14 protein-coding genes and 1 tRNA gene are annotated in these 23,364 nt (G+C 40.2%); 6 read left to right on the top strand and 9 right to left on the bottom strand.

The window, feature by feature from the left end; genetic code table 11:
- Nucleotides 1-14: 14 nt before the first annotated feature.
- From NXS00_RS13540 to NXS00_RS13510, 7 genes are all read right to left on the bottom strand, one after another.
- Entirely contained in the window at nt 15-2,360 is a 2,346-nt protein-coding gene (locus NXS00_RS13540) for a prolyl oligopeptidase family serine peptidase (protein WP_258099752.1), read from the bottom strand.
- A gap of 144 nt (nt 2,361-2,504) precedes the next feature.
- On the bottom strand, nt 2,505-4,898 hold the full coding sequence (locus tag NXS00_RS13535) for a carbohydrate-binding protein (protein WP_258099751.1): 2,394 nt from the start codon (nt 4,896-4,898) through the stop codon (nt 2,505-2,507).
- 231 nt (nt 4,899-5,129) lie between these two features.
- Entirely contained in the window at nt 5,130-6,329 is a 1,200-nt protein-coding gene (locus NXS00_RS13530; protein ID WP_258099750.1) for a BaiN/RdsA family NAD(P)/FAD-dependent oxidoreductase, read from the bottom strand.
- Nucleotides 6,330-6,334: 5 nt separating this feature from the next.
- A complete protein-coding gene (gene pth / locus NXS00_RS13525) occupies nt 6,335-6,892 on the bottom strand; it encodes an aminoacyl-tRNA hydrolase (protein WP_258099749.1) in 558 nt (185 codons plus the stop codon).
- A gap of 90 nt (nt 6,893-6,982) precedes the next feature.
- Nucleotides 6,983-7,588, bottom strand: coding sequence for a 50S ribosomal protein L25/general stress protein Ctc (locus NXS00_RS13520; protein WP_258099748.1), 606 nt, complete (start codon nt 7,586-7,588; stop codon nt 6,983-6,985).
- 34 nt (nt 7,589-7,622) lie between these two features.
- Nucleotides 7,623-8,549 carry a ribose-phosphate pyrophosphokinase gene (locus tag NXS00_RS13515; RefSeq protein WP_258099747.1) on the bottom strand — a complete coding sequence of 309 codons (927 nt, stop codon included), beginning with the start codon at nt 8,547-8,549 and terminating at the stop codon, nt 7,623-7,625.
- A gap of 54 nt (nt 8,550-8,603) precedes the next feature.
- Nucleotides 8,604-8,676: transfer RNA gene (locus NXS00_RS13510), tRNA-Gln, on the bottom strand.
- A gap of 181 nt (nt 8,677-8,857) precedes the next feature.
- Here NXS00_RS13510 and NXS00_RS13505 point away from each other — a divergent pair.
- On the top strand, nt 8,858-10,660 hold the full coding sequence (locus NXS00_RS13505) for a UvrD-helicase domain-containing protein (protein ID WP_258099746.1): 1,803 nt from the start codon (nt 8,858-8,860) through the stop codon (nt 10,658-10,660).
- 27 nt (nt 10,661-10,687) lie between these two features.
- On the opposite strand, the gene purL is transcribed toward NXS00_RS13505, so the two are convergent.
- Nucleotides 10,688-14,374: a phosphoribosylformylglycinamidine synthase gene (gene purL / locus NXS00_RS13500; RefSeq protein ID WP_258099745.1), complete on the bottom strand. Its 3,687-nt coding sequence runs from the start codon at nt 14,372-14,374 to the stop codon at nt 10,688-10,690.
- 42 nt (nt 14,375-14,416) lie between these two features.
- Entirely contained in the window at nt 14,417-15,202 is a 786-nt protein-coding gene (locus tag NXS00_RS13495) for an alpha/beta fold hydrolase (protein WP_258099744.1), read from the bottom strand.
- A 106-nt stretch (nt 15,203-15,308) separates the two neighbouring features.
- On the opposite strand from NXS00_RS13495, the gene NXS00_RS13490 reads away from it, so the two are divergent.
- Genes NXS00_RS13490 through NXS00_RS13470 form a run of 5 tightly spaced genes read left to right on the top strand, consistent with a single transcriptional unit; the run spans nt 15,309 to nt 23,303 of the window.
- Nucleotides 15,309-15,983, top strand: coding sequence for a TetR/AcrR family transcriptional regulator (locus tag NXS00_RS13490; RefSeq protein WP_258099743.1), 675 nt, complete (start codon nt 15,309-15,311; stop codon nt 15,981-15,983).
- 46 nt (nt 15,984-16,029) lie between these two features.
- Nucleotides 16,030-17,457, top strand: coding sequence for a TolC family protein (locus NXS00_RS13485; RefSeq protein WP_258099742.1), 1,428 nt, complete (start codon nt 16,030-16,032; stop codon nt 17,455-17,457).
- A 16-nt stretch (nt 17,458-17,473) separates the two neighbouring features.
- Nucleotides 17,474-18,601 (top strand): efflux RND transporter periplasmic adaptor subunit, encoded by a 1,128-nt coding sequence (locus NXS00_RS13480; RefSeq protein ID WP_258099741.1) that lies wholly within the window; start codon nt 17,474-17,476, stop codon nt 18,599-18,601.
- A gap of 24 nt (nt 18,602-18,625) precedes the next feature.
- Nucleotides 18,626-22,021, top strand: a complete 3,396-nt coding sequence (locus NXS00_RS13475) for an efflux RND transporter permease subunit (RefSeq protein ID WP_258099740.1) — start codon at nt 18,626-18,628, stop codon at nt 22,019-22,021.
- 46 nt (nt 22,022-22,067) lie between these two features.
- The gene (locus NXS00_RS13470) at nt 22,068-23,303 is read left to right on the top strand and encodes a metallophosphoesterase (protein WP_258099739.1); all 1,236 of its coding nucleotides are present in this window, start codon (nt 22,068-22,070) and stop codon (nt 23,301-23,303) included.
- Nucleotides 23,304-23,364: the final 61 nt, after the last annotated feature.

The following is a 23,364-nucleotide window of genomic DNA, read 5'->3' as shown; positions in this document are numbered from 1 at the left end:
TTATTTGAATTAGATTAGTTCAATGTTTCTTCAAAAAGCTCATAAATACGTCTGTATTCATCAGCCCAGCTGCTGGCTTCAATAAAACCATGAGATTCTAATGGGAAGACTGCCAAATCCCAGTCTTTCTTGCCTAACTCAATCAAGCGTTGAGATAGTCGCACGACATCCTGGAATTGTACATTGCTGTCTACCATGCCGTGTAGCATGACTAGTTTACCCTTTAATCCTTCTGCATGATATATTGGAGAGCTTTTTCTGTAGGCAATGCTATCTTCTACAGGTGTGTTCAAAATGTTCTGAGTATAACCATGATTGTAATGAGCCCAGTCAGTGACTGATCTAAGTGCAGCTCCACTTTGGAAGACATCTGGAGCCGTAAACATGGCCATGAGTGTAATGAAGCCACCATAGGAGCCACCATATATTCCTAGTCTGTCTGGATCGATTCCATGTTCAGAGATCAGATATTTAGCTCCATCCACTTGGTCTGATAAGTCTTTTCCACCCATAAAACGGTAGATACCAGTTCGCCAGTCTCTTCCGTAACCGTCACTACCACGATAGTCTATGTCCAAAACCGTATAGCCCAAATCAGTTAACATGTTGTGGAACATATATTCCCTAAAGTATGTACTCCACCAATTGTGTACGTTTTGTAGGTAACCTGCTCCATGCACGAAGATTACAGCTGCTCCAGATGGGTTTTCTGGTTTGTATAGTCTTGCAGCTACAGATGCTCCATCTTCTGCTTTGAAATTGATGATTTCGGGTGCTCTCCAGTCATAGATATTGAATTGTTCAGTAGTCGAATTCGTTAACTGCGTCATCTCAGCCCCAGCTTTATTTGGCATCAGATAGAGTTCCCATGGTTTGTTCGCATATGAATATCTTACAGCCAGCCACTTTTCGTCTGGAGATAGGGTCACTTCATGATTACCTTCTTTGGATGTAATTTGAGTCATTGTTCCTCCACTAACAGGCATCTTGTAGAAGTGATTGACGTGTGGTGAAACCTTGTTGCTTTGGATGTAAAAGGACTTCTTATCATTTGAAAGTTTGGCGTCTCTAATCTCAAATTCACCTTTCGTTAAGGCCTTTTTCTGTTTGGAACTAATATCCATAGAGTAAAGGTGTGAGTAACCCGTTTCTTCCGATTGGAACCAAATGGTTTCATTAGTTAACCAGCCTAGGTTTCCTGGATAGAATTTCCATGAACTTATACCAGGTCCTCCAATCCAAGCCTCATCATGCTGTCTGTCCAATGTGGTGAGATTTCCAGTTTTAAGGTCCATCATGAGTAACCAACGATCTTTACTGTCCATACTTCTCACATCTACGAATGCTTTGGAGTCATCCGAGAAAAATGGGCCATTAAAAGTTACTTCTCTTGGAGAGTCATATTTAGGGTTAAAGTCTTCACCTGCATAATCTTTCAAGTACTCAGGTTTATCATAAATTCCATCTATTTGTTTGGTGTCAACAATGTATGATGTGTCTCCAACTATATCATAAACTCCTAATTCATAGGTGTCTTCAGGTGATCCAACTTTTGGTCTGGAAGTGCTGTGCTCGGTTTGTCCCGATTGAGTTACATATTCAGGAACTTCAGTTCTTTTAGCATTAGCTCTGGTTCGTAAGGTGTAGGTTACAAACTTTAGGTCTGGAGTGATTTGAATATTGTAAATGTTCTTGTCACCGATGAATATTTCAAGCGGTCTGTCAACTTCTAATGCTTCACGATCCTTTTTTCTAAGATCACTTTCTCCCTTTCGCTTTGCCAGAATGTTGATCAATTCCAGCTGTTGATTTTCCAGCCACTGATCATTAGTAGCTTGTTTTCTGTCTTTTCTTTCACTACCATCTTTAAAATTGGTCAATTGCTTTGTCGCACCAGTTGTGGTATTCCACGAGAATAAGTTGTTGTCAGAGGTGTAAATAATGAATTGCTCATCTCCTGAGAATTTAGCACCGTATTCTCCATTAAGTGTATTTGTGATTTGGGTAGAACTTTTGGACTTTACGTCATAAAGGAACAAGTCACCATTTTTTACATAAACCATTTTGGTTCTGGCTCTATTGTACGTTCCGAATTCGGGAGCCTTCTTTTGCTCATCAACGCTGACTTTAGCTATTTGTCTAGTTTGTGCATTGACTTTATATAAACTTCTGAGCGTGTCCTGATCGGGATTCCATGTGAAATAAATGGATTGTCCATCTACACTCCATTCTATTCGCTCAGGTAGATAACCGACAAAATCTTCCCCTTGCATAATTACTGGAATTGATAATTCCGATGAGTATTGTGCACAGGTAATTGTGCTGATGAGTACGGTAAGAATAAAAATGCTCCTCTTCATATAATTGCTTTTTGGTACTCTAAAAGTAATCAAAGAGAGAAGATCATTGTGTTCCTAATTGCTGAGTGGAATTATGTTTGGTTGATTGGTAGCATAAAAAAGGTGCTACCGAATGGCAGCACCTTCAAAGGTGGTAATAGGCAGTTATTCTTTAATAAATCGCTTAAATACAGCTTCTCCGTTTTGAGAAAGTATCAAGGTATAGATGCCTTTATTGAGACCTGTAAGATCTATTGCTTGTTCCTGATTTCCTTGTAGTTGACCTTTCCAGACACTCGCGCCCTGAAGGTCTACAATTGCACCGGAACATTCTGTCCAGTCTGCAGGTAATCTCAAAGTAACTTGCTCCACAGCTGGGTTAGGATATAATTCAAATCCAAAGTCTTTTTCAGAAGAGACTTCCAGAGTAGAAGATTGAGTGAATGATTGTCCAGATGCTGCAGCTGCGCCTCCTTGTTGAGTTATTTTAAGCCAGTTGAGATTCCATCCACCAGATTGTGCAAAAACACCAACATTGTATGTACCCGAATTCACGTAAACCGTATGGGAAATGGTTGTCCAGTTTTGCCATCCGCCAGTATTTGGTACATCTAGTGCTCCAAGTTGCGTAGCGCCTGCATTCAAATCAAGTGATAGTCTTCCACCACCATTTGCACTTGCTACACGGTATTCTACTAGATAATTTCCAGTTCCAGGGAAGTTGATGCCATTGTAAGCCATCCAGTCATTGGCATCAATCCAACCTACATTTTGACCGCCTTCAGAGCAGTTTTCCAGTTGAACACCTGCCATCGCACTATAAGATTCAGCTTCAATTACGCTTACACTTGTTGTAGCTTCGATTATGATAGAGGTTGCCTGATCATTCCATCCATCGTCAACGAGACAAGCATCATCCCCTGTTTTCGTTAGTGATGAGCCTGTGAAGTTATTGTCCCAGAATAAGATAGCTCTGTAGCCTGATGAAACTCTAATCGAAGAAACATCATCATTGACCAGTCCTCTTGCTTGCAAATCACCTAATGTATAGGAGCCAGGGGTAAGGTTTACAGCATATCCACCGTAGTTACAGTGTTGGTAAAGTGTGGCCACTCCAGAAGTGGTAGGCACCACATTGCCATCTACCCAGTAGCTACCCAATGAAGCATAGTCTGAATAACCGTCTGTAGCCGGATTTCCAGCGCCAGTTCCATCAACCCCGATGTAGTAAGTTCCGGCACCAAGGTAGGCGTTCACCTGAGCATTAAGGCCTGATCCATTGAAAGTGCCAATTTGGTTTCCATTACCTTCATATAATCTAACGAGAATGTCCAGATCGCCATGTCTACTCACTGTGTTGACATTGATCGTAATGTTGCCTGTTCCAGTTTCAAAACGGAAGAAGTCCGTGTCTCCTGTAGACTGTATTACTCCGTATTGCTGATTCAAAGCACCACTTCCATTTTGACCCATAAATGTTGCTCCTCCAGTTCCATTTGAGTGATCGTCATTTCTATATGGAACATATCCAGACATGATGCTTAAGTCATCCTCACCATTGTTAGCATAAGCATATTCGCCTTTGCTCCACTGAGAAATGTTTCTGTAGTAGCCAACACCCATAATTGGTGCCCAATCGCCATGACCAGCAAAATAGCCTTCATTCGGGTTGGTTCTGCCATCATGACCTAGACCTACTGTGTGACCAATTTCATGAGAGGCAGCTTCACCACCAGCTTTTCCACTTGTAATGAATACCCAACATGGCCAATCATTATATCCAAAGGCTCCAACATATGCAACTCCACCTGCACCTGGAGCAGGAGCATTGTCTGTAGTGAAAACACATCTCTGACGATTACCAACAGGGTAGGAGTTATAAACAGACTCATTCGTGGTAATATTTACATTGAATGGACGAAAGTCCTCACTGATCAATTCCCATGCTTCTTGTACTGCTGCGTCGCTCATTCCTGATGGAGGAGCATACCATGAGTTGCCATTAAGCCAGCCTGTACCAGCTTGCAAGTTGTAGCCATCAAAATCAAGAAGCACACATGTAGCAGCTCCAGGCAAACTTTGAAGGTCAGTCAAAGCATAGGCGGCATTGGATGATGAAGTCGAATTGCTTCGTTGGGTAGATGCATCTCCTTTTGGAAAAGAAATACACAATACCTTGTTAATGTCTACTTCTTCAATCAATACCTGATTGTTAAGCAGAGTGAATTCAAAGGCTTGTTTTTTCTCTTTTAAAATGATGTTTCCTTTGATTTGGTTGTTAGTAATGTGTAGATAAAAACTACCATCCTTTGCATTTTCCACAGACCCTGAAAGCATGGTATTGCTTTCATTGTCTAAAAAGAAATTCACTTTAAGGTTAAATTCTTTATCTGGGACAGATAAACTAATTGATTGAGATTCACTTCTTGCAGATGTTGGTGCAAGTTGATTGGTAAGTGATTGTTTGAATTCTGAAAGTGAGCCAATTGATAATTTTTGGGCTTGGGTTGTGAGGTACATGGACAATAGTAAGCCCATGAACAAATAGAGTTTTTTCATAGCATTTAATGAATTAGGATTTAATAAAAATGAGTTTTCCGCTATGGTAAAGTCAATGATCAAGAGCTAATCAATATGGTGGGAGTGAAGTGGTGACTTTACTTTAGCTGTCACAAGATGTTCATTATGACTGGTAAATCCTGAGAAATAACTACATCAATACTACAACAACTGTAATAAATACGTATAACGCTATTACATCAATACTACAACATTGAATTAGAGAGAACTTCAAATGTTTTGAGAGATGATCCAGCCAGCACTCCAGCATGCCTGGAAGTTAAAACCACCAGTTAAGGCGTCAATATCTAATACCTCACCGGCTAAATAGAGGTTTTTGAAGCGTTTAGCTTCGAATGTTTTGAGATCTACTTCTGAAAGTTTAACACCTCCACTTGTCACAAATTCTTCTTTGAAAGTGCTTTTTCCTTTTACATCATAAAGGCCCTGAGTCAGTTCCTCCACCAATTTGTTGATTTGCTTTTTGGAGAGTTCACCGGCAGGTAAATCTGATCCAATTTCACAGTATTCCAATAGTCGTTCCCAGAACCGTTTAGGGATGTCATACATGGGATGATTGGATAATTTGCGTTTGGGGTTGCTGGATTTGAGGTCGTTTAGGTTTGAACGTACCTGATCAGCGGATTGATCGCCGGTATAGTTGATCAGAATTTGAAAGTGGTAATTTTTGGTTGATAGTTCTCTGGCTCCCCAAGCGGAAAGCTTCAATATCGCCGGGCCACTAAGCCCCCAATGAGTGATGAGTAATGGGCCGGTTTCGTCCAGTTTGGTGCCAACTATTTTCACAGACACATTACCAAATGCGATTCCCATCAGATCTTTGATTCGGGCATCTTTAATGTTAAATGTGAACAGTGAAGGAACTGGTTCAACTATTTCAAGCCCTGTCTGTTGTAGTGTTTTCCAGGCGACCGGTGAGCTACCCGTGGCAATGATCAGTTTGTCTGCTTGAAGCGTTTCTGAACTAGATCTCACTATCCACGATTCTTCGGTTTGCCGAAGTGATAGGACACTGAAGTTTGTCTTGATGGTAATTGAATGTTTTCTTACTTGCTGAAGGAAACAATCAATTATGGTTTGTGAGTCATTGGTGGCTGGAAAGACTCTATGATCGGCTTCTTCATGCGTATTGACTCCTCTTTTTGAAAGCCATTTTCTCATTTCAGCAGTGCCAAATTCCTGAAACAATCCGTAAAGCTTCTTACCTCCACGAGGATAGAAAGGAACTAGTTCTGAAGCTGCTGTTCTTCCATTGGTTACATTGCATCTTCCACCACCAGATATTTTTACTTTGCTGAGGAGCTTGTTAGTCTTTTCAACTATGGTGATTTGCCAGTCAGGATGCTTTTCTGCTATGTTAATAGCCGTGAAAAACCCAGCAGCACCTCCACCTATGACAATGACTTTCACCGTTTTTAATTAAACTGATTCATGGCTCTATCCAGGCCAATTGTGCAAAATGCAAGACTTGCGTCGATACTCTTGTCCATAGCAAAAACTAATTCATCCATTTCGGTTTTAGAAAATGGACTCAATACATAGTCCACTTGCTGACCTTTATGAAAGTCATCACCTACTCCAAAGCGAAGGCGTGCATAGTTTTGCCCACCTGTTAGCTGCTCAATGTTTTTTAAGCCGTTGTGACCTCCGGCAGAACCTTTGCCTTTCAATCGTATTTTTCCAAAAGGCAGGGCCAAATCATCAGTGATTACCAGGATGTTTTCTTTAGGAACCTTGAGCTCGTTCATCCAATAGTTAACTGCTTTGCCGCTCAAGTTCATGTATGTGGTTGGTTTTAGTAAATGGATTGTGCGTCCCTTATGCTTTAGCTCCGTATGAAAAGCGTGTTTCCCATGATCCCAACTAAGACCTTCTTTGTCCGCAAGTCTATCCAATACCAGAAAACCGATATTGTGACGGGTTAATTCATACTCAGGTCCGATGTTTCCTAATCCTACAACCAGATACTTCATTTAACTATTTACAGGTTTGAGCTGACAAAAATAAAAAATCCTACCCCGTAATGGAGTAGGATTTCTCTAATATAATAGGTGTTTTTTAGCTTATTCAGCTGCTGCTTCCTCGTCTCCTTCTTCCTCTTCAGCTTCAACAGTTTTACCTCTAAGTGCTCTCGGTACCTCAATACCCATAATAGTCACTAACGGGCTGTTCAATATTTCAAAGTTTTCTGAAGGGATCTCACCAACTTTGATTGATTTACCAAGACCTAATTTAGAAACATTAGCCTCGATAAATTCTGGCATGTCTTTCGGTAGAGCTTTGATGGTAAGGAATCTCAATTTCTTGATCAATTTACCCCCTTGTTGGATACCTGGAGGTGTTCCTACAGGTCTTACTGGGATGTCCATTTTGATCTTAGTTCCACGGAACAACTGAAGGAAATCAGCATGCATGATGATCTCACTTACTGGGTGGAATTGGATGTCCTGAAGAATAGCCTCAAACGTTTCACCCTCAATGTTAAGGTTTACAAAGTGAGCTTCATCGGTGTAGACTAAGTCTCTAAAAAGAATCATTGGAGCGTAGAAGTGAATTTGCTCTTCGCCACCATAGATGACAGAAGGAACATAACCTTCAGCTCTGAGTCTCTTAGCTTCAGTCTTGCCGAGATTTGCTCTTTTAAACCCTATAATCTCAACACTTTTCATAATTGTTATATTAAATAGTTAAAAGAATTCTTAATTAAATAAATAGTGCACTGATTGATTCGTGATCATGTACTTTTCTGATCGCTTTCGCGAAAAGGTCAGCTACAGTCAATACAGTGATTTTGTCACTTTTTTGTTTCAAAGCAATGGTGTCTGTGGTGATCATCTCATCCAGATCCGATGCTTCAATATTTTCGTAGGCTTTACCTGATAGAATAGGGTGGGTACAAACTGCTCGCACAGAAGAAGCACCTTTGTCTTTCAGTAAGTTTGCTGCTTTGCAGATGGTTCCAGCTGTATCAGCCATGTCATCTACAAGTACTACGTCTTTACCTTCTACGTCTCCAATTACTTGCATAGATGCAATTTCATTGGCACGTTTACGGTGTTTATCACAAACAACCATGTCTGCTTCGAAAAACTTAGCGAAAGTTCTTGCTCTGGCAGTTCCTCCTACATCCGGAGATGCGAAAATTAGGTTGTCAAGATTTAAGTTTCTGATGTAAGGCACAAAAATCGCGGATCCATCGAGGTGATCAACAGGAATGTCGAAAAAGCCTTGAATCTGACCTGCATGTAGATCCATTGTCATGAGACGGTTGGCACCAGCTGCTGTCAATAGGTTCGCCATCATCTTCGCTGCAATCGCAACTCTTGGTCTGTCTTTTCTGTCTTGTCTCGCATAACCGAAGTAAGGGATTACTACGGTGATGTATTTAGCACTGGCTCTCTTGGCTGCGTCGATCATAAGCAATAGCTCCATGATGTTGTCAGAAGGAGGGGTAGTGGATTGGATAATGAAAAGATCTGTACCGCGGATGGACTCGTTGTAGCTGAAGTTTAGCTCACCATCGCTAAATTTTTGTGAAGTCGATTTACCAAGCGGTTTGCCGTAGATATCTGCTATTCGATTAGCCAAATCTGCGGTTCCTTTTCCTGCAAATAATTTTACTGAGGACATGGTAAATTTTTTGTTTTAAATAAAGAATCCCGACGCGAAGGTCGGGATTATTAGTTGGCCTACTAGGGCTCGAACCTAGACTCTTCTGAACCAAAATCAGACGTGTTGCCAGTTACACCATAGGCCAGTACCTTGTTTTCGAGCTTCGTTCGCTTCGAAATGGAATGCAAAACTAGACATTTTTATTTCATTTTGACAAGTATGAATGTGAAAAATCTTGAAAAAAATCTTCGCAATATTTTTGATTCATTGTTTTGTCTCTGATTATCATTTCCTTAGGTTTATCTAAAAGGTTTAAACAGGTACAAGTGAACTATTCAGAACAACAGAACGAAGTAATCCACCATGAAGGGGATATGGTAGTCAATGCCGTGGCAGGTTCTGGTAAAACGACTACTTTGGCTGGATACGCTCAGCATCGTTCCAGACAGAAGATTCTTTACCTGGCTTTTAATAAATCAGTGAAGCAGGAGGCGGAAAGTAAGTTTAGAGAACTTGGTTTGACGAATGTCAGAGTAGAAACAGCTCACTCTCTAGCGCTCAGAAATTATCCTAAAAGTCCTCGAATCTCTCAGTCTGGCTATCAACCTTTTGATGCTAAGCAACTTCTCGGTTTTCAGTTCAAAGATGCGATTGCTGACATGAAGTTTGGTAAGCATGTATTGCAAATGGCAGCGGCTTTTTGCAATAGTAATGTGAGGCGAGTCATGGATCTGGAATACAATGCTCTCCTCGTGTCTGCAGAAGACAAAGCTTTTGTGAAGACCGTCTATGATCAATTGGTTCATGAGACTCGGAGGTTTCTGGGGATGATGCAGTCTGATGAGATTGAAATGACTCATGACTTTTATTTGAAGGCCTATCAGCTTTCTTCTCCAAGAATCGGAAACTATGACTGCATTCTATTTGATGAGGCTCAGGATGCAAGTCCGGTCATGTTGGATGTGGTGATGAATCAACCTGCTGTTAAAGTGTTTGTAGGGGACGAGCATCAGCAAATTTATGGGTGGAGGTATGCAGTCAATGCATTACAACAGGTCGATTATACCCGTAAGTATTTAAACACCAGCTATCGATTCAATCAGGAAATTGCGGACCTTTCATTTGATGTGTTGGCCATCAAGAATCATTTAAAAGAATCCAGAACTCCTTTGTTGAAGGGAGAAGGGAAAACGACTGATATCAATACCAGAGCCACTTTAGGAAGAACCAATGGAGCAATTCTGGTAGATGTAATTGAACGATTAATTGATAAAGAGGAATTCAAGTCGGTTTATTTTGAAGGCCATTTTCAGACTTACACTTATGCAGACGAAGGAGGATCCGTTTATGATGTACTGAATCTGTATTTGGATCAACGAAAGGGTATTCGAAATCCAATGATTCGCCAGTTCAAAGATTTTTCGGAGCTACAGGAATATACCGATCAGTCTGGAGATGCTCCGATGAAAGGTATTATTGATATTGTTATGACTTACGGTCGGGAACTTCCGCATTTGATCAATTGCATCAAGGACAGTCATGTAGATCATGACAAAAAAGACGAGGCTGATATGGTTTACTCCACAGTGCACAAGGCCAAAGGAATGGAGTATGATCAGGTAAAACTGCTGGATGATTTTCTGGGAGAAGAAAAGCTTTTGGAATTATTGAAAAGGCCTGAAATCGAAACCTCTGCAAGTCGATTAACTGAAGATATCAATATTTTGTATGTAGCTATTACACGGACTCGATCCAGAATAGAGCTCCCAGTATCTCTGATTCCGGAATCTTTTGATTGGGACGGAAAGAAAACGATTAAAGTTGTAGATAAACCAATAGGTAATGTTGCTACGGCATTCTATAAATCTTCCATTGAGGTAGCGGCTCCAGTGGGAACACCGCATGGATCACCAGTGAAATCCAATAAAACCTATACTTATGAAGAGGTGCGAAAAAGTAAGCCCTCAGCATACAGTTCCTGGACACTTGAGGAAGATCTTGAGCTGGAAAATATGTTTGCCGATAGATCTCCAATAAAAGAAATGGCAGAACACCTTGGTAGGAGTAGAGGAGCCATCGCCTCTAGAATTAAGAAACTACAGCTGAGAGAAAAATACTTCGATGCATAAAAAAAGCCGGACTAACCGGCTTTTTTATTAATCTATATTTCCTTCTACCCATCTTTTAGCATTCACAAATGGTTCTATCCATGGTGATACTTCATGTGTTTTAATCTCTTCGTTATGTGCCCAGTTCCATGGGAAAATACTTCTCTCCAGGTGTGGCATGATTGCTACATGTCTTCCATCTTTAGAAGCTACTGCCGCTGTTGCGAATGAGCTACCATTCGGGTTGCCCGGAAACTCGTTGTAAGTATACTTCACCGGAATGTTGTAATCTTCAGGTTTGCCAGGAAGAACAAACTGACCTTCACCGTGTGCAAGCCAAATTCCTAGCCTGGAGTCCGCCAAAGATCCAAACATCACGGAATTGTTTTCCAATACATCTACATTCACGAATGCGGATTCAAACTTGCCTGAGATATTGTGATGCATTCTTGGGTGATTGTCTCCCAGCTCTGGGTAGATTAGTCCAAGTTCCATCATCACCTGGCAACCGTTACAAACACCTAAACTAAGCGTGTCCTCACGCTTGTAGAAGTTGTCTAGTGCGGTTTTGGCTTTTTCATTGAAAATGAATGATCCTGCCCAGCCTTTGGCGCTACCAAGAACGTCTGAATTTGAGAATCCTCCAACGAATACGATCATGTTAACATCCGTCAAGTCCTCACGGCCACTGATCAGGTCGGTCATGTGTACATCTTTCACATCAAAACCAGCCAGATAAAGTGAGTATGCCATTTCACGATCACCATTCACACCTTTTTCTCTGATGATCGCAGCCTTAATTCCTGATGAAGTTCTTCTCTTTTCATCAATGCCGTAATCATCGAACTTACCAGTGTAGTTCTTAGGGAATTTATAATGAAGTGGTTGTTCTTTGAAATTGGTGAATCGCTGATCTGCTATTTCAGGTTTAGACTGTTCCCTGTCCAATAGGTGAGAGGTCTTCGCCCAAATGTCTCGCATGTCGTCGATCGAAAGCTCAAGATTCCAATCTTCCTTGGCAAGCTTGATGTTTCTGCTATCTGTTGTGTTCCCTAATGGAATGAATGATGTCTGGTACTTACCTAATATCGATTCAACCTTTTGAAGATCTTCTACTTGAAGAACCACAGCCGGATTTTCGTTGAAAAGAAGTTTGATAACATCTTCTTCTTCAAACTTGTCAAAATTGATAGATGCGCCACCTTCTTTGTTAGGGAAAGTCATTTCCATCAAGGTCGTTACCAAACCACCTGAAGCCACATCGTGTCCAGCAAGAACAAGGTTTTCTTGAATCAATTCCTGCACAGCATTGAATGCATTCACAACGATTTCAGGCGTAGTGTCAGGCGTATTTCCACCAAGTGAATTGATGATCTGTCCAAATGAACTTCCACCAATTGATAGCTTTCCATTGCTGAACGGAACGTAAATCAATTGACTGGTTGGCGCCGTTTTAAGGTTAGGTGTAACTACCTTGTTGATATTAGAAACCTCACCAACAGCGGATATTATCACAGATCCTGGGGCTAATACTTTTTTGCCGTCAGGATATTTCTGAGCCATTGACAAGGAATCCTTACCTGTTGGGATATTGATGCCCAAAGCACAGGTAAATTCGCTCACTTCTTTTACAGCCTGGTAAAGTCTTGAGTTCTCACCATCATTCTTAGCAGGCCACATCCAGTTGGCACTTAAGGATACACCTTTTAGGCCTTCTGACATAGGAGCCCATACTAGATTGGTTAACGACTCGGTTACTGATAATCTTGATCCAGCACCTGCGTCAATCAATGCAGCTACTGGTGCGTGTCCTATGGATGTAGCGATTCCTTTATTGCTTAAGTAATCCAGAGCCATCACCCCAAGATTGTTCAATGGAACCTGGATTTCCCCTACGGTTTGTTGTAAGGCCACTTTCCCAGTTACAGAGCGGTCAACTTTATTGGTCAACCAGTCTTTGCTCGCTACAGCTTCTAATTGAAGTACTTTTTCAATGTAATCTTCAGCTTTCGCTACATCGTACGACTTCTGCTCGAATTTCCTGTCAGAAGTTTTATCTGTCAGAATCGTTTTTGGTGATGAACCAAACAAATGATTCATTTTCAAGTGGAATGGTGCTTCTTCAGCTCCTGTTCTCTTGAAAGTCAATTCGTTGTTGTCTGTCGTTGTTCCTACTTCATAGTAAGGAGCTCTTTCTCTTGCAGACACATTCTTTAAATATTCTGATTTGGATGGATCAATTACCAATCCCATTCTTTCCTGGGATTCGTTTCCGATCAATTCTTTTTCAGAAAGGGTAGGATCACCAACAGGGAAGTTTTCCAATTTGAAATCTCCTCCTGTATCTTCTACTAATTCAGAAAGACAGTTTAGGTGTCCACCAGCACCGTGATCGTGGATAGACACAATAGGATTGTCATCCAACTCCGCCATAGCTCTTACAGCATTGCAAACCCTTTTTTGCATTTCAGGGTTAGATCGCTGCACTGCATTCAGTTCCAAAGAAGTAGAGAATGCACCGGTATCAACAGAAGATACTGCGCTACCACCCATACCGATTCGGTAGTTATCACCACCAAGGATGACTACAGTTTGATCCTTTTCAACTTTCTTCTTGATTCCGTCCTTCAGTTTGGCAAAACCAATACCACCAGCAAGCATGATTACTTTGTCAAAAGCGATAGTTTCATTGGCTTCTTCATGTTCGAATGTCAACACACTACCACAAATAAGTGGCTGACCGAACTTATTGCCGTAATCACTAGCACCGTTCGATGCTTTGATCAATATTTCTTTTGGGCTTTGATAGAGCCACTTTCTTGGAGTGATGTTTTCTTCCCAGCTTCTACCTTCTTCCAGTCTGGAATAAGACGTCATGTATACTGCAGTCCCAGCAAGAGGGAAACTACCGATACCTCCAGCCATACGGTCTCTGATTTCTCCACCAGATCCAGTTGCTGCGCCATTGAAAGGCTCTACGGTAGTAGGGAAGTTGTGAGTTTCAGCTTTCAACGAAATGATCGATTCGTAATCTTTCACTTCAAAATAGTCTGGTTTGTCTTGTGTCTTAGGAGCAAACTGTTCAACCACTGGTCCTTTAATGAACGCAACATTGTCTTTATAAGCAGACACTATTTGGTTCGGGTTCTCCTGAGAGGTTTTCTTGATCCATTGGAACAAGGTCAATGGCTGCTCATCACCATCAATCACAAATGTTCCATTAAATATCTTGTGTCTACAGTGCTCAGAGTTGATTTGTGAGAAACCAAATACTTCTGAGTCCGTTAGGTTTCTTCCGATTTCTTCCGATACTTCTTTTAAGAAACTGATTTCATCCTCGCTCAAGGCAAGTCCTTCAGATACATTGTATGACTCCAGGTCGTCAATGTACTTGATCGGTTCAGGTTGAATTTTCAAAGTGAAAATCTCCTGATCAATTCCATCATATCGCTGCTGAAGCATTGGGTCAAATAATTGACCTCTTTCAGTTTCGAATATTTCGATTCTTTCAAGTCCTTCGACGCCTGCGTTTTGAGTGATTTCCACGGCATTGGTGCTCCATGGTGTGATCATCTCTTTTCGTGGCCCAACAAACTTGCCTTCTAGTGCTTTTTGATCCAATGGTTCCGCTCCTGAAAACAGCCAGCTAAGCTTTTTTTGGTCTTCTGTGCTGATTTCTGATTGGCTACCTACTACAAAAAATGAATTAGTGGTTTTTTGAAAGATGTATATCATTTGTGAGGACTTGCTTTGATACCGCAAAAATAGAAGAATATATCAAAGATTGTTCCCCTTCAGTAAAGAAGGAATCAAGGTTTTTGCACCATTGATAAGTTGGTGATGTTTAAGGGGTAAAATGTGGTGTTGAACGGAACTAGAAGGATTTATTTTAGACTTGATTTCTTCAACAGGCACCAAATGATCTTTACTACCTAAAATAAAGTCTATTGGAGTAGCATGTTTTTCGATTAGCTGATTAATTGTTTGCAGGTTTGGTTGTAGCGGTCTAAAGTATGTCCACGATCGATAAACTCGCTTCCGATTTTCTTTTACTGAGAGTTCCTTCTGAGCAAAACGTATCATTTGACTAGTGGCTAATCCCAGTTGGTCAATTAAGTGGAGGAGTTTATTGAAAGAAGAAGGGTGCAACATAAAATACTTAAACAATCCGTTTCCCAATTTACTCACTGCCAATCGATACCAGAAGTTTTCATAGACCCCATCAGGTGCTACCAGTATGATTCCGTTGCACTTTGAAGGATAGATTTCGTAAGTTTTTAAAGCAAAACGACCTCCAAGGCTGAATGCTCCGATGTAAAAGTTCTGAATTCGCTCTTCTGATAAAAAGCTTTCAAAGTCTGATTTCCATTGATTGATAGTTAATGGTTTGTCGGGTCTTGAGCTCTTTCCGTGGTAGTATAAGTCGAAATTAAAAATGGTAAAACGCTCAAGAAGTTCTTCATGCCATGGGTATAGTACTTCATTGGTTTGACCAAATCCGTGAAATAATATCAGGATTTCTTCTCCAAGTCCATGTTTTTCATAAAATAACTCTTGATTCATTGATGAGTTGATATTTTGGGGTGTTGTTATAAAACTTCACTAAAATATTACAGAAATAGTAGAACCTTCTGAAATATACTTCGTAGAAACTCAGGAAACTTTTGGAATGTTAAAAGTTTCCAAAGTATTTTTGCGTCGAAATAGACAACCAGAGTTTAGGAATTTGGAAGAGTTAAGAGAAAAAATAATAGAGGGTGCGCAGGCATTATTTATCCAATACGGAATCAGATCTGTATCAATGGATGATGTGGCAAGAACACTATCTATGTCTAAGAAGACTCTGTACCAGCATTTTAGTAATAAAAACGAGTTGGTGACAGACGCCGTGGAAAACTACATGAAGGGGGAGATGGCTGAGTTTGCAGATATTCATGATCATGCATCCAATGCGATTGAAGAGCTTTATAATCTATCAAAATGCATGCGTGAGCATGTATTTAAAATCAATCCTTCCATGTTATATGACCTTCAAAAATATCATGCTGACGCATGGGAGATATTTAACCGATTTAAGAATCGTTTTTTGAGAGGTCAGATTGTAGACAATATCAATAAAGGGATTGAAGAAGGTAATTACAGGCCTGATATTGACCCTCGAGTGATTGCTGTCTTAAGATTAGAGACCGTTCAACTGGCGTTTAATGACCAGATTTTTCCAAGAAGTGAATTCAATTTCCTTGAAGTGCAGATGCAATTGTTCGATCATTTCGTGCATGGTGTACTGTCGGACAAGGGCAAGCAATTATATAACGATTATCAAATGAAAGAAGTCAATTCATAATATGACTGACCTCTTTAAACCAAACGATCATAATCAAATTGTACAAATGAAAGTAAAACTTACCTTACTACTATTAATGACAACCACCTGGCTAACGGCTCAAGAGAGTTCGGGAAGTCAGCGTTTTACTTTAGAGCAATGTATGGAGTATGCTCATGAGCATGCTTTCGATATTCTCAACGCAAAATTGGATGAGGCATCGGCACAGGCTAAGGTGAAGGAAACTGTGGGGATAGGACTTCCGCAGGTTACTGGGTCTGTTTCGACACAAAAGAGTCCAACTTTATCCAGGTTCTTTAGTACGTATGACCCTAATAACGTAGGGTTCATAGGCGAAGAAGGAGCTGAAGCTTTACAAAATGCTGGCGCTCAGTCAGGGGACGTTTATGCTACGGAGAACTTTTTTCAATTGAAGTCCAATGGAGATGCTAATATTTCCATCAACCAATTGATTTTCAATGGCTCATACATTGTCGGTCTACAAGCTTCGAATGCTTACAAAGAGCTATCAACCAAGCAAAGGCTTTATGTAGAGGGTGAGCGAAAGGCCTCAGTTGCCAAAGCCTTTTTCAATGTGTTGATCAACAAAGATCGATTGGAGCTTTATTCCTCTAATCTCGATCGCCTTAAAGAGGTATATAACAACACCAAGGCAATGAATGAAAACGGATTTGCAGAAAGCATCGAAGTGGATCGACTAAAAGTTGCTTTGAATAATGCGGAATCTGAAATCGCTAATTTGGAAGCATTAAGTGATTTATCGCTAAGTCTGTTGAAGTTCCAAATGAACTATCCTCAAGATCAAGATTTGGAGTTAGTCGGTACTATTGAAGATGTGAAGGATAGAGCGATAGCGACATACTCATCAGAGATAGAGTTTTCAGAAAGACGAGATTATGAGGTTTTGCTAGCTAATAAGCATTTACAAGAGTTGAATATTAAAAACAAGTACGCAGAGGCACTTCCTTATATTTCTGCATTTGCAACTTTTGGTAGCAGTACTCAATCAGACTCATTTACAGGTCTTTTTAAAACGGAAAGTAGTTTTTCTGAGGTAGGTCCTTTGGGTCCGGATAAATGGTACGGCTATTCTACTATTGGATTGAGATTGGGCTGGAACATTTTTACTGGATTTCAACGAAATTATCAAATACAGCAGGAGAAGATCGCTCTTGAAAAAATCGATAACAACATCGATGCAATGCAAGCTCAGATTCAAATAGAAGTACAGGATAGTGAGTCAAGTTTGAGTAATGCATTGCGACGACTTAACGTTCAAGAAGAAAACTTGAGTCTTGCAAAAAGAATCTTTGATATTTCTCAGAAGAAGTATGAAGAGGGAGTTGGTTCCAACCTGGAAGTAGTAGATGCCAACAATTCATTAAAAGAAGCACAAACGAATTATTACAATACGCTCTTTGAAGCAATCATTGCGAGAATTGATCTGAGTAGAGCATTAGGAGTTGAACAATAATATTTAAAACAAGGATATGAAATCGAATCATTTACTAACCTTACTAGTTATACCCGCACTCCTAATGGTAGGATGTGGCAAAGAAGAAGACAAGCTTGGTCAGCTTAAATCTTTAAAAGAACAAAAGAAAGAAATAGAAGCTCAAATCGTGACTCTGGAAAAAGAGCTAAAGGCTGATGGAACTTTGAAAACAGAGGTAAACGAAATTTCCATCACTGCTTTGAAAATGACTCCTGCGACTTTTTCACACGAAGTTGAAGTAAGAGGTGGAGTGGAATCTCGAAAAGATGTGATTTTGTCAGCTGAGTCAATGGGAAGAATCACTTCTGTAAATGTATCTGAAGGACAGTCAGTGTCTAAAGGTCAATTGTTGATCCAATTGGATGCAGATATCATCAGAAGCAATATTGGTGAAGTGGAAACGCAACTAGAATTGGCTACTACCATTTATGAAAGACAAGGCAAACTTTGGAAGCAAAATATTGGTACTGAAGTTCAATATCTAGAAGCCAAAAACAATAAGGAATCTTTAGAAAGTAGATTGTCAACATTAAAAGCTCAATTGAGACAGTCAAGCGTATACGCACCGTTCTCTGGAGTGATTGATAATGTGCCTGCTAGAGTGGGGCAAATGGCTCAACCTGGAATGCAGTTAGTTAGAATTGTGAACCAGGAAGATATGTACATCACTGCGGATGTGTCAGAGCGTTTCCTTGGTAAATTCACTAAAGGCCAGGTTGCTAAAATCTATTTCCCAACTCAGGATAAAACGATTGAAACCAAAATAACAAGCGTTGGAAGTGTCATCGAAAATGACAACCGTACGTTTGAGTTGGAATTGAAAATGCCTAAGGTTGATTTTGAAGTGAAGCCAAATCAGGTTGTAGTGGTACAGTTAGTTGATTACAGTAATGAAAGTGCGTTTATCGTACCAACTAAGATTATCCAAACTGATAGCAAAGGAAGTTATCTATACGAAGTTGTTGATGAATCAGGTGTTAAAAAGGCTAAGAAAGCTTATGTGACTCCAGGTTTGTCTTACCAATTGAAGACTGAGATCACTTCTGGTTTGAAAAGTGGTCAGTTGATTGCCAATGAAGGATATAGAGATCTTTCTGAAGGAGTAGTTGTAGTTGTAAAATAAGGTTTCACCACAAAGAATCTACTTATGTCAGAAGACAATCAAAATATGAATACCAATAAGCAGTTTGGTTTGACGACATTGTCGTTGAATAATAAAACCACTGTTTATGTGTTGACACTTTTGGTGGTAGTTATGGGTATTGCTACCTACATAGGGCTGCCAAAAGAGAGTTTTCCAGAGGTGTCACAGCCGATCGTTTATGTAGGTACACCTCACCCAGGTAACTCTCCAGTTGATATGGAGAACCTTGTTACCAGACCATTGGAGAGAGAAATTAATGCCATAGCAGAAGTAGATAATATCAAGTCTACCTCTGTACAGGATTACTCTACTATCATCGTTGAGTTCACTTCTTCAACTGATATCGAAGATGCATTAACGAAAGTTAAGGATGCAGTGGATCGTGCAAAACCAGATTTACCGGAGTTGCAAACAGATCCAAATGTGTTCGAAATGGACTTTTCTGAATTCCCGATTCTGAACATCAACCTTTCTGGTAATTATACCATGGAGGAGTTGAATGACTATGCAGAATACCTGGAAGAGGAAATTGAGAAGGTAAGAGAGGTTTCAAAAGTTGAAATCCGTGGTATTAATGAAAAAGAGCTGAAGATCAATGTGGATCCATTCCAGATGGAAGCTCGTCAGGTTAATTTCGGAGATATCGAAAACGCCGTAAGAGCTGAGAACATTACATTGAGTGGTGGTAGCATTACGCAAGGTGATATCAAGAGATCTGTACGTGTAGTTGGAGAGTTCGAAACACCAGAAGAGGTGTTGGATATTGTAGTAAAGAGCGAGAACGGTAACATCGTTTATCTAAAAGATATTGCTGAAGTAGACTTTGACTATAAAGATGCTCAGGATTATGCACGACTCAGAGGTAATCCAGTTGTGATGTTGGATGTAGTGAAGAGAAGTGGTGAAAACTTGTTGAGTGCTACAGAGAAGATCAATGAGATACTTGAAGAAGCGAAGGCTAATAACAAGTTTCCTAAGGATCTGATCATCACCAAAACGAATGATCAATCAGAGCAAACTAGAGAACTTGTAAGCTCCTTGGAGAACAACATCATTTCAGGGGTGATTCTGGTAGTATTGGTATTGTTATTCTTCCTCGGATCAAGAAACGCTTTATTCGTAGGTATCGCTATTCCGCTTTCCATGTTCATGTCATTCATGATTCTTGGGATGTTTGGAATTTCTATCAACATGATGGTGCTATTCTCCTTGATCATGGCATTAGGAATGCTAGTGGATAATGGTATTGTGGTTGTGGAGAACGTTTACCGATTGATGGAAGAAGGAGTGAGTGCTTTTGAAGCAACAAAACAAGGTGTGGGTGAAGTAGCATGGCCAATTATTGCTTCTACAGCTACTACTTTGGCGGCATTCTTACCATTGGCATTCTGGCCTGGTATGATGGGTGAGTTCATGAAGTTCTTACCAATCACCTTGATCGTTACATTGAGTTCATCCCTATTCGTTGCATTGGTGATCAACCCGGTATTGATAGCCTCATTCATGAAATTGGATACAGGTGAGATCAATAAAAGAAGATTAATGATCATCGTGGCGATTGGAGCTGCTGTTGGATTGTTATTCGTTTTAGCAGGTGTTAAGGTACTAGGTAATCTATTGTTGATTGCTGCACTTATCACTGTACTTAATGTGTATGTATTAACTCCAGGTTCTAGAAGGTTCCAATCTAGCTTCTTGCCATGGCTAGAAGGATTGTATAAATCAACTTTGAACTTTGCCTTGAGCGGTTGGAAGCCGGTGATTTTCTTCTGGGGTACAGTGGTGATGTTCGTTTTCTCTATTATGTTGATGAATATATTCCCACCAGAAGTGGAATATTTCCCGAAAACAGACCCAAAGTATATCAATGTGTTCATTGAGTATCCGGTAGGAAGTGATATTGAGAGAACCAATAATTTTACTGCTGAGATAGAGGAAATCATTTTCGAAACAGTGAAGCCTTATGAGTCTATCGTTGAGTCTATCATTGCCAATGTAGGTCAGGGAACTTCTGATCCTAACGATCCATCGGCATTTGGTCAGCAGGATACACCAAACAAGGCTAGAATTACTGTAAACTTTAAAGAGTTTAAATACCGAGATGGAATAGATACCAAAGAGATCCTTTCTGAGATTAGAAATAGCATTGGTGATTATCCTGGAGTTGCTATTACTGTAGATCAGAATGCTGATGGACCTCCTGCGGGTAAGCCAATCTCAATCGAAGTATCGGGAGACGAGTTTGCTGAGTTAATTGATATCACAGAAGACATCAAGAAAACCATTAACGAGTCAGGTATTGAAGGAATCGAAAAGTTGAAGACTGACCTTGAAACAGGTAAGCCGGAGATGATCGTCAACATTGATCGTGAGAAAGCAAGACGTTTTGGTTTGTCAACCAATAGCATTGCTATGGAAATCAGGACTGCTTTGTTTGGAAAAGAAATCTCCAAATACAAAGAAGGTGAGGATGATTATGAAGTTCAACTTCGCTTGATGGAGAAATACCGAAATGATCCTGATGCGCTATTGAATAAGAGCATTGTGTTTAGAGATCAGTCTTCTGGTAGGATCAAGAGTGTGCCTATTTCATCTGTTGCATCTACAGAGTTGAGTTCTACTTACGGTTCTGTAAGAAGAAAAGATCTTAATAGAGTAGTTACGATCAGTTCCAACGTGGTAGCAGGGTATAATGCCACGAACATTAATAATGAGATCAAAGACTTATTGGAGACTTACGAGATGCCGGAGGGTTATGAGTATAAGTTTGGTGGAGAGCAAGAGAAGCAAGCTGAAGAGATGGCTTTCTTGAGTACTGCCTTGCTTATTGCTGTGAGTTTGATCTTCTTAATCATTGTGGCACAATTCAACAAAGTAACGACACCATTCATCATCATGATGTCAGTATTGCTTAGTACTATAGGTGTGTTCCTAGGTTTGGTAGTATTCCAGATGAACTTCGTGGTAATCATGACAATGATCGGTATTATCTCACTAGCAGGTATTGTAGTGAACAATGCGATTGTATTGATTGACTTTATTGAGCTCAGTAGAGAAAGAAGAAGACAAGAACTTGATGTTGATAAACTTCCGTTTGAAGAAATCATCAAATCAATTGCTGATGCAGGAGCTACACGCTTGAGACCAGTAATCCTTACGGCGGTTACTACTGTTTTGGGCTTAGTGCCTCTAGCTTTGGGAATCAACATTGACTTTATTAAATTCCTTGGAAGCTACAATGCGGATTTCTACTATGGAGGAGATAACGTGGCGTTCTGGGGACCAATGTCCTGGACTATTATTTTCGGTTTGACATTCGCAACATTCCTAACACTGGTCATAGTGCCGGTAATGTACCTGTTCTTCGCTAAGGTGAATAGGAAGCTAGGAATTAGCTAAAATTAATTGAAACCCTGACCTAAGCGTCAGGGTTTACTTTTTTGATATGAGTAGAATCTATTTTATGGCCTTAGTGGCCCTGGTGTATGTAGCTTTTGATATATACATCTTTCAGGCTCTAAGAGTGGTGATGAGTGATTATTCAGTAGTCACGAGAAGGGTATTAACCATTGTTTATTTTGCGATTTCAGCAGTCCTTTTTGTAGGAATATCCATGTACAACCAACTGGATCCAAAACAATTCGCTAACCTCAGACTGTTTATCACTACAGCCTTTTTCATTACTTTATTGGGTAAGCTGATTTCAGCACTATTCATCTTTGTAGATGATGGAAGAAGATTGTTTACATGGATAGCTAATTTCTTGCCATCAAAAGCTGAGGAAACTCCTGATCTGTCTAGATCTGAGTTCTTATCAAAATCGGCTCTTATAGCTGGAACAGTGCCTATTGCGGTTTTTAGTTTTGGAATCGTATCTGGAGCGCATGACTATCGTGTACGGAAAACAGTGATTACCTCTTCTAAGGTACCCAAGGCCTTTCATGGTATCCGTCTAGCTCAGATCTCTGATATTCACACGGGTAGTTTTTTCAATAAAACAGCTGTAGCAGGTGGTGTGGACATGCTTAATGCTGAGAAGCCTGATTTAGTCTTCTTTACAGGGGATTTGGTTAATAATCAAAGTGATGAAGCGAAGCCCTATTTGGATATTTTTAAAAGCATCACTGCTCCACTAGGTGTGTATTCTACCATGGGTAATCACGATTATGGAGATTACAGAAGTTGGACAAGTCCTGAAGCGAAACAAGCTGATATCAAACAACTTCATGAAATGCACCGATACATGGGGTGGGATATATTGCTCAATGAAAATAGGATCATAACTCAAGGAAGTGATCAATTGGCCATTTTAGGATTGGAAAACTGGGGTGCGGGTCGATTCTCTAAATATGGTGATTTGGCAAAAACATATAAGGGAACCGAGGAGGTGCCTTTTAAAATATTATTATCTCATGATCCGAGTCATTGGGAAGCGCAAGTGCTTCCAGAATATCCTGATATCAACTTGCACCTTGCGGGTCATACACATGGCATGCAGTTTGGAATAGAAATAGGTGATTTCCGATGGAGTCCATCCAAGTATATATACAAACAATGGGCTGATATGTACCAATCAGGAAATCAATACTTATATGTCAATAGAGGATATGGTTATTTAGGGTATCCTGGTAGAGTAGGGATCTTGCCTGAGGTTACTATTATAGAATTAAGAAATTCCTGAGTTTAAGGATTATTGATAGATAGAAGAGAGTGTGATAAATAATTGCACTCTTTTTTGTAAC

Origin of the sequence: Marinoscillum pacificum (assembly GCF_024714495.1) — a bacterium.
Classification (GTDB): Bacteria; Bacteroidota; Bacteroidia; order Cytophagales; family Cyclobacteriaceae; genus Marinoscillum; species Marinoscillum pacificum.
This window is presented reverse-complemented; position numbering and strand designations above follow the sequence as displayed.

What these genes read in the sequence shown, in the direction of transcription:
- NXS00_RS13540 (WP_258099752.1), bottom strand. Translation starts at nt 2,360, where the DNA reads ATGAAGAGGAGCATTTTTATTCTTACCGTACTCATCAGCACAATTACC.
- NXS00_RS13535 (WP_258099751.1), bottom strand. Translation starts at nt 4,898, where the DNA reads ATGAAAAAACTCTATTTGTTCATGGGCTTACTATTGTCCATGTACCTC.
- pth (WP_258099749.1), bottom strand. Translation starts at nt 6,892, where the DNA reads ATGAAGTATCTGGTTGTAGGATTAGGAAACATCGGACCTGAGTATGAA.
- NXS00_RS13520 (WP_258099748.1), bottom strand. Translation starts at nt 7,588, where the DNA reads ATGAAAAGTGTTGAGATTATAGGGTTTAAAAGAGCAAATCTCGGCAAG.
- NXS00_RS13515 (WP_258099747.1), bottom strand. Translation starts at nt 8,549, where the DNA reads ATGTCCTCAGTAAAATTATTTGCAGGAAAAGGAACCGCAGATTTGGCT.
- purL (WP_258099745.1), bottom strand. Translation starts at nt 14,374, where the DNA reads ATGATATACATCTTTCAAAAAACCACTAATTCATTTTTTGTAGTAGGT.
- NXS00_RS13495 (WP_258099744.1), bottom strand. Translation starts at nt 15,202, where the DNA reads ATGAATCAAGAGTTATTTTATGAAAAACATGGACTTGGAGAAGAAATC.
- NXS00_RS13490 (WP_258099743.1), top strand. Translation starts at nt 15,309, where the DNA reads ATGTTAAAAGTTTCCAAAGTATTTTTGCGTCGAAATAGACAACCAGAG.
- NXS00_RS13485 (WP_258099742.1), top strand. Translation starts at nt 16,030, where the DNA reads ATGAAAGTAAAACTTACCTTACTACTATTAATGACAACCACCTGGCTA.
- NXS00_RS13480 (WP_258099741.1), top strand. Translation starts at nt 17,474, where the DNA reads ATGAAATCGAATCATTTACTAACCTTACTAGTTATACCCGCACTCCTA.
- NXS00_RS13475 (WP_258099740.1), top strand. Translation starts at nt 18,626, where the DNA reads ATGTCAGAAGACAATCAAAATATGAATACCAATAAGCAGTTTGGTTTG.
- NXS00_RS13470 (WP_258099739.1), top strand. Translation starts at nt 22,068, where the DNA reads ATGAGTAGAATCTATTTTATGGCCTTAGTGGCCCTGGTGTATGTAGCT.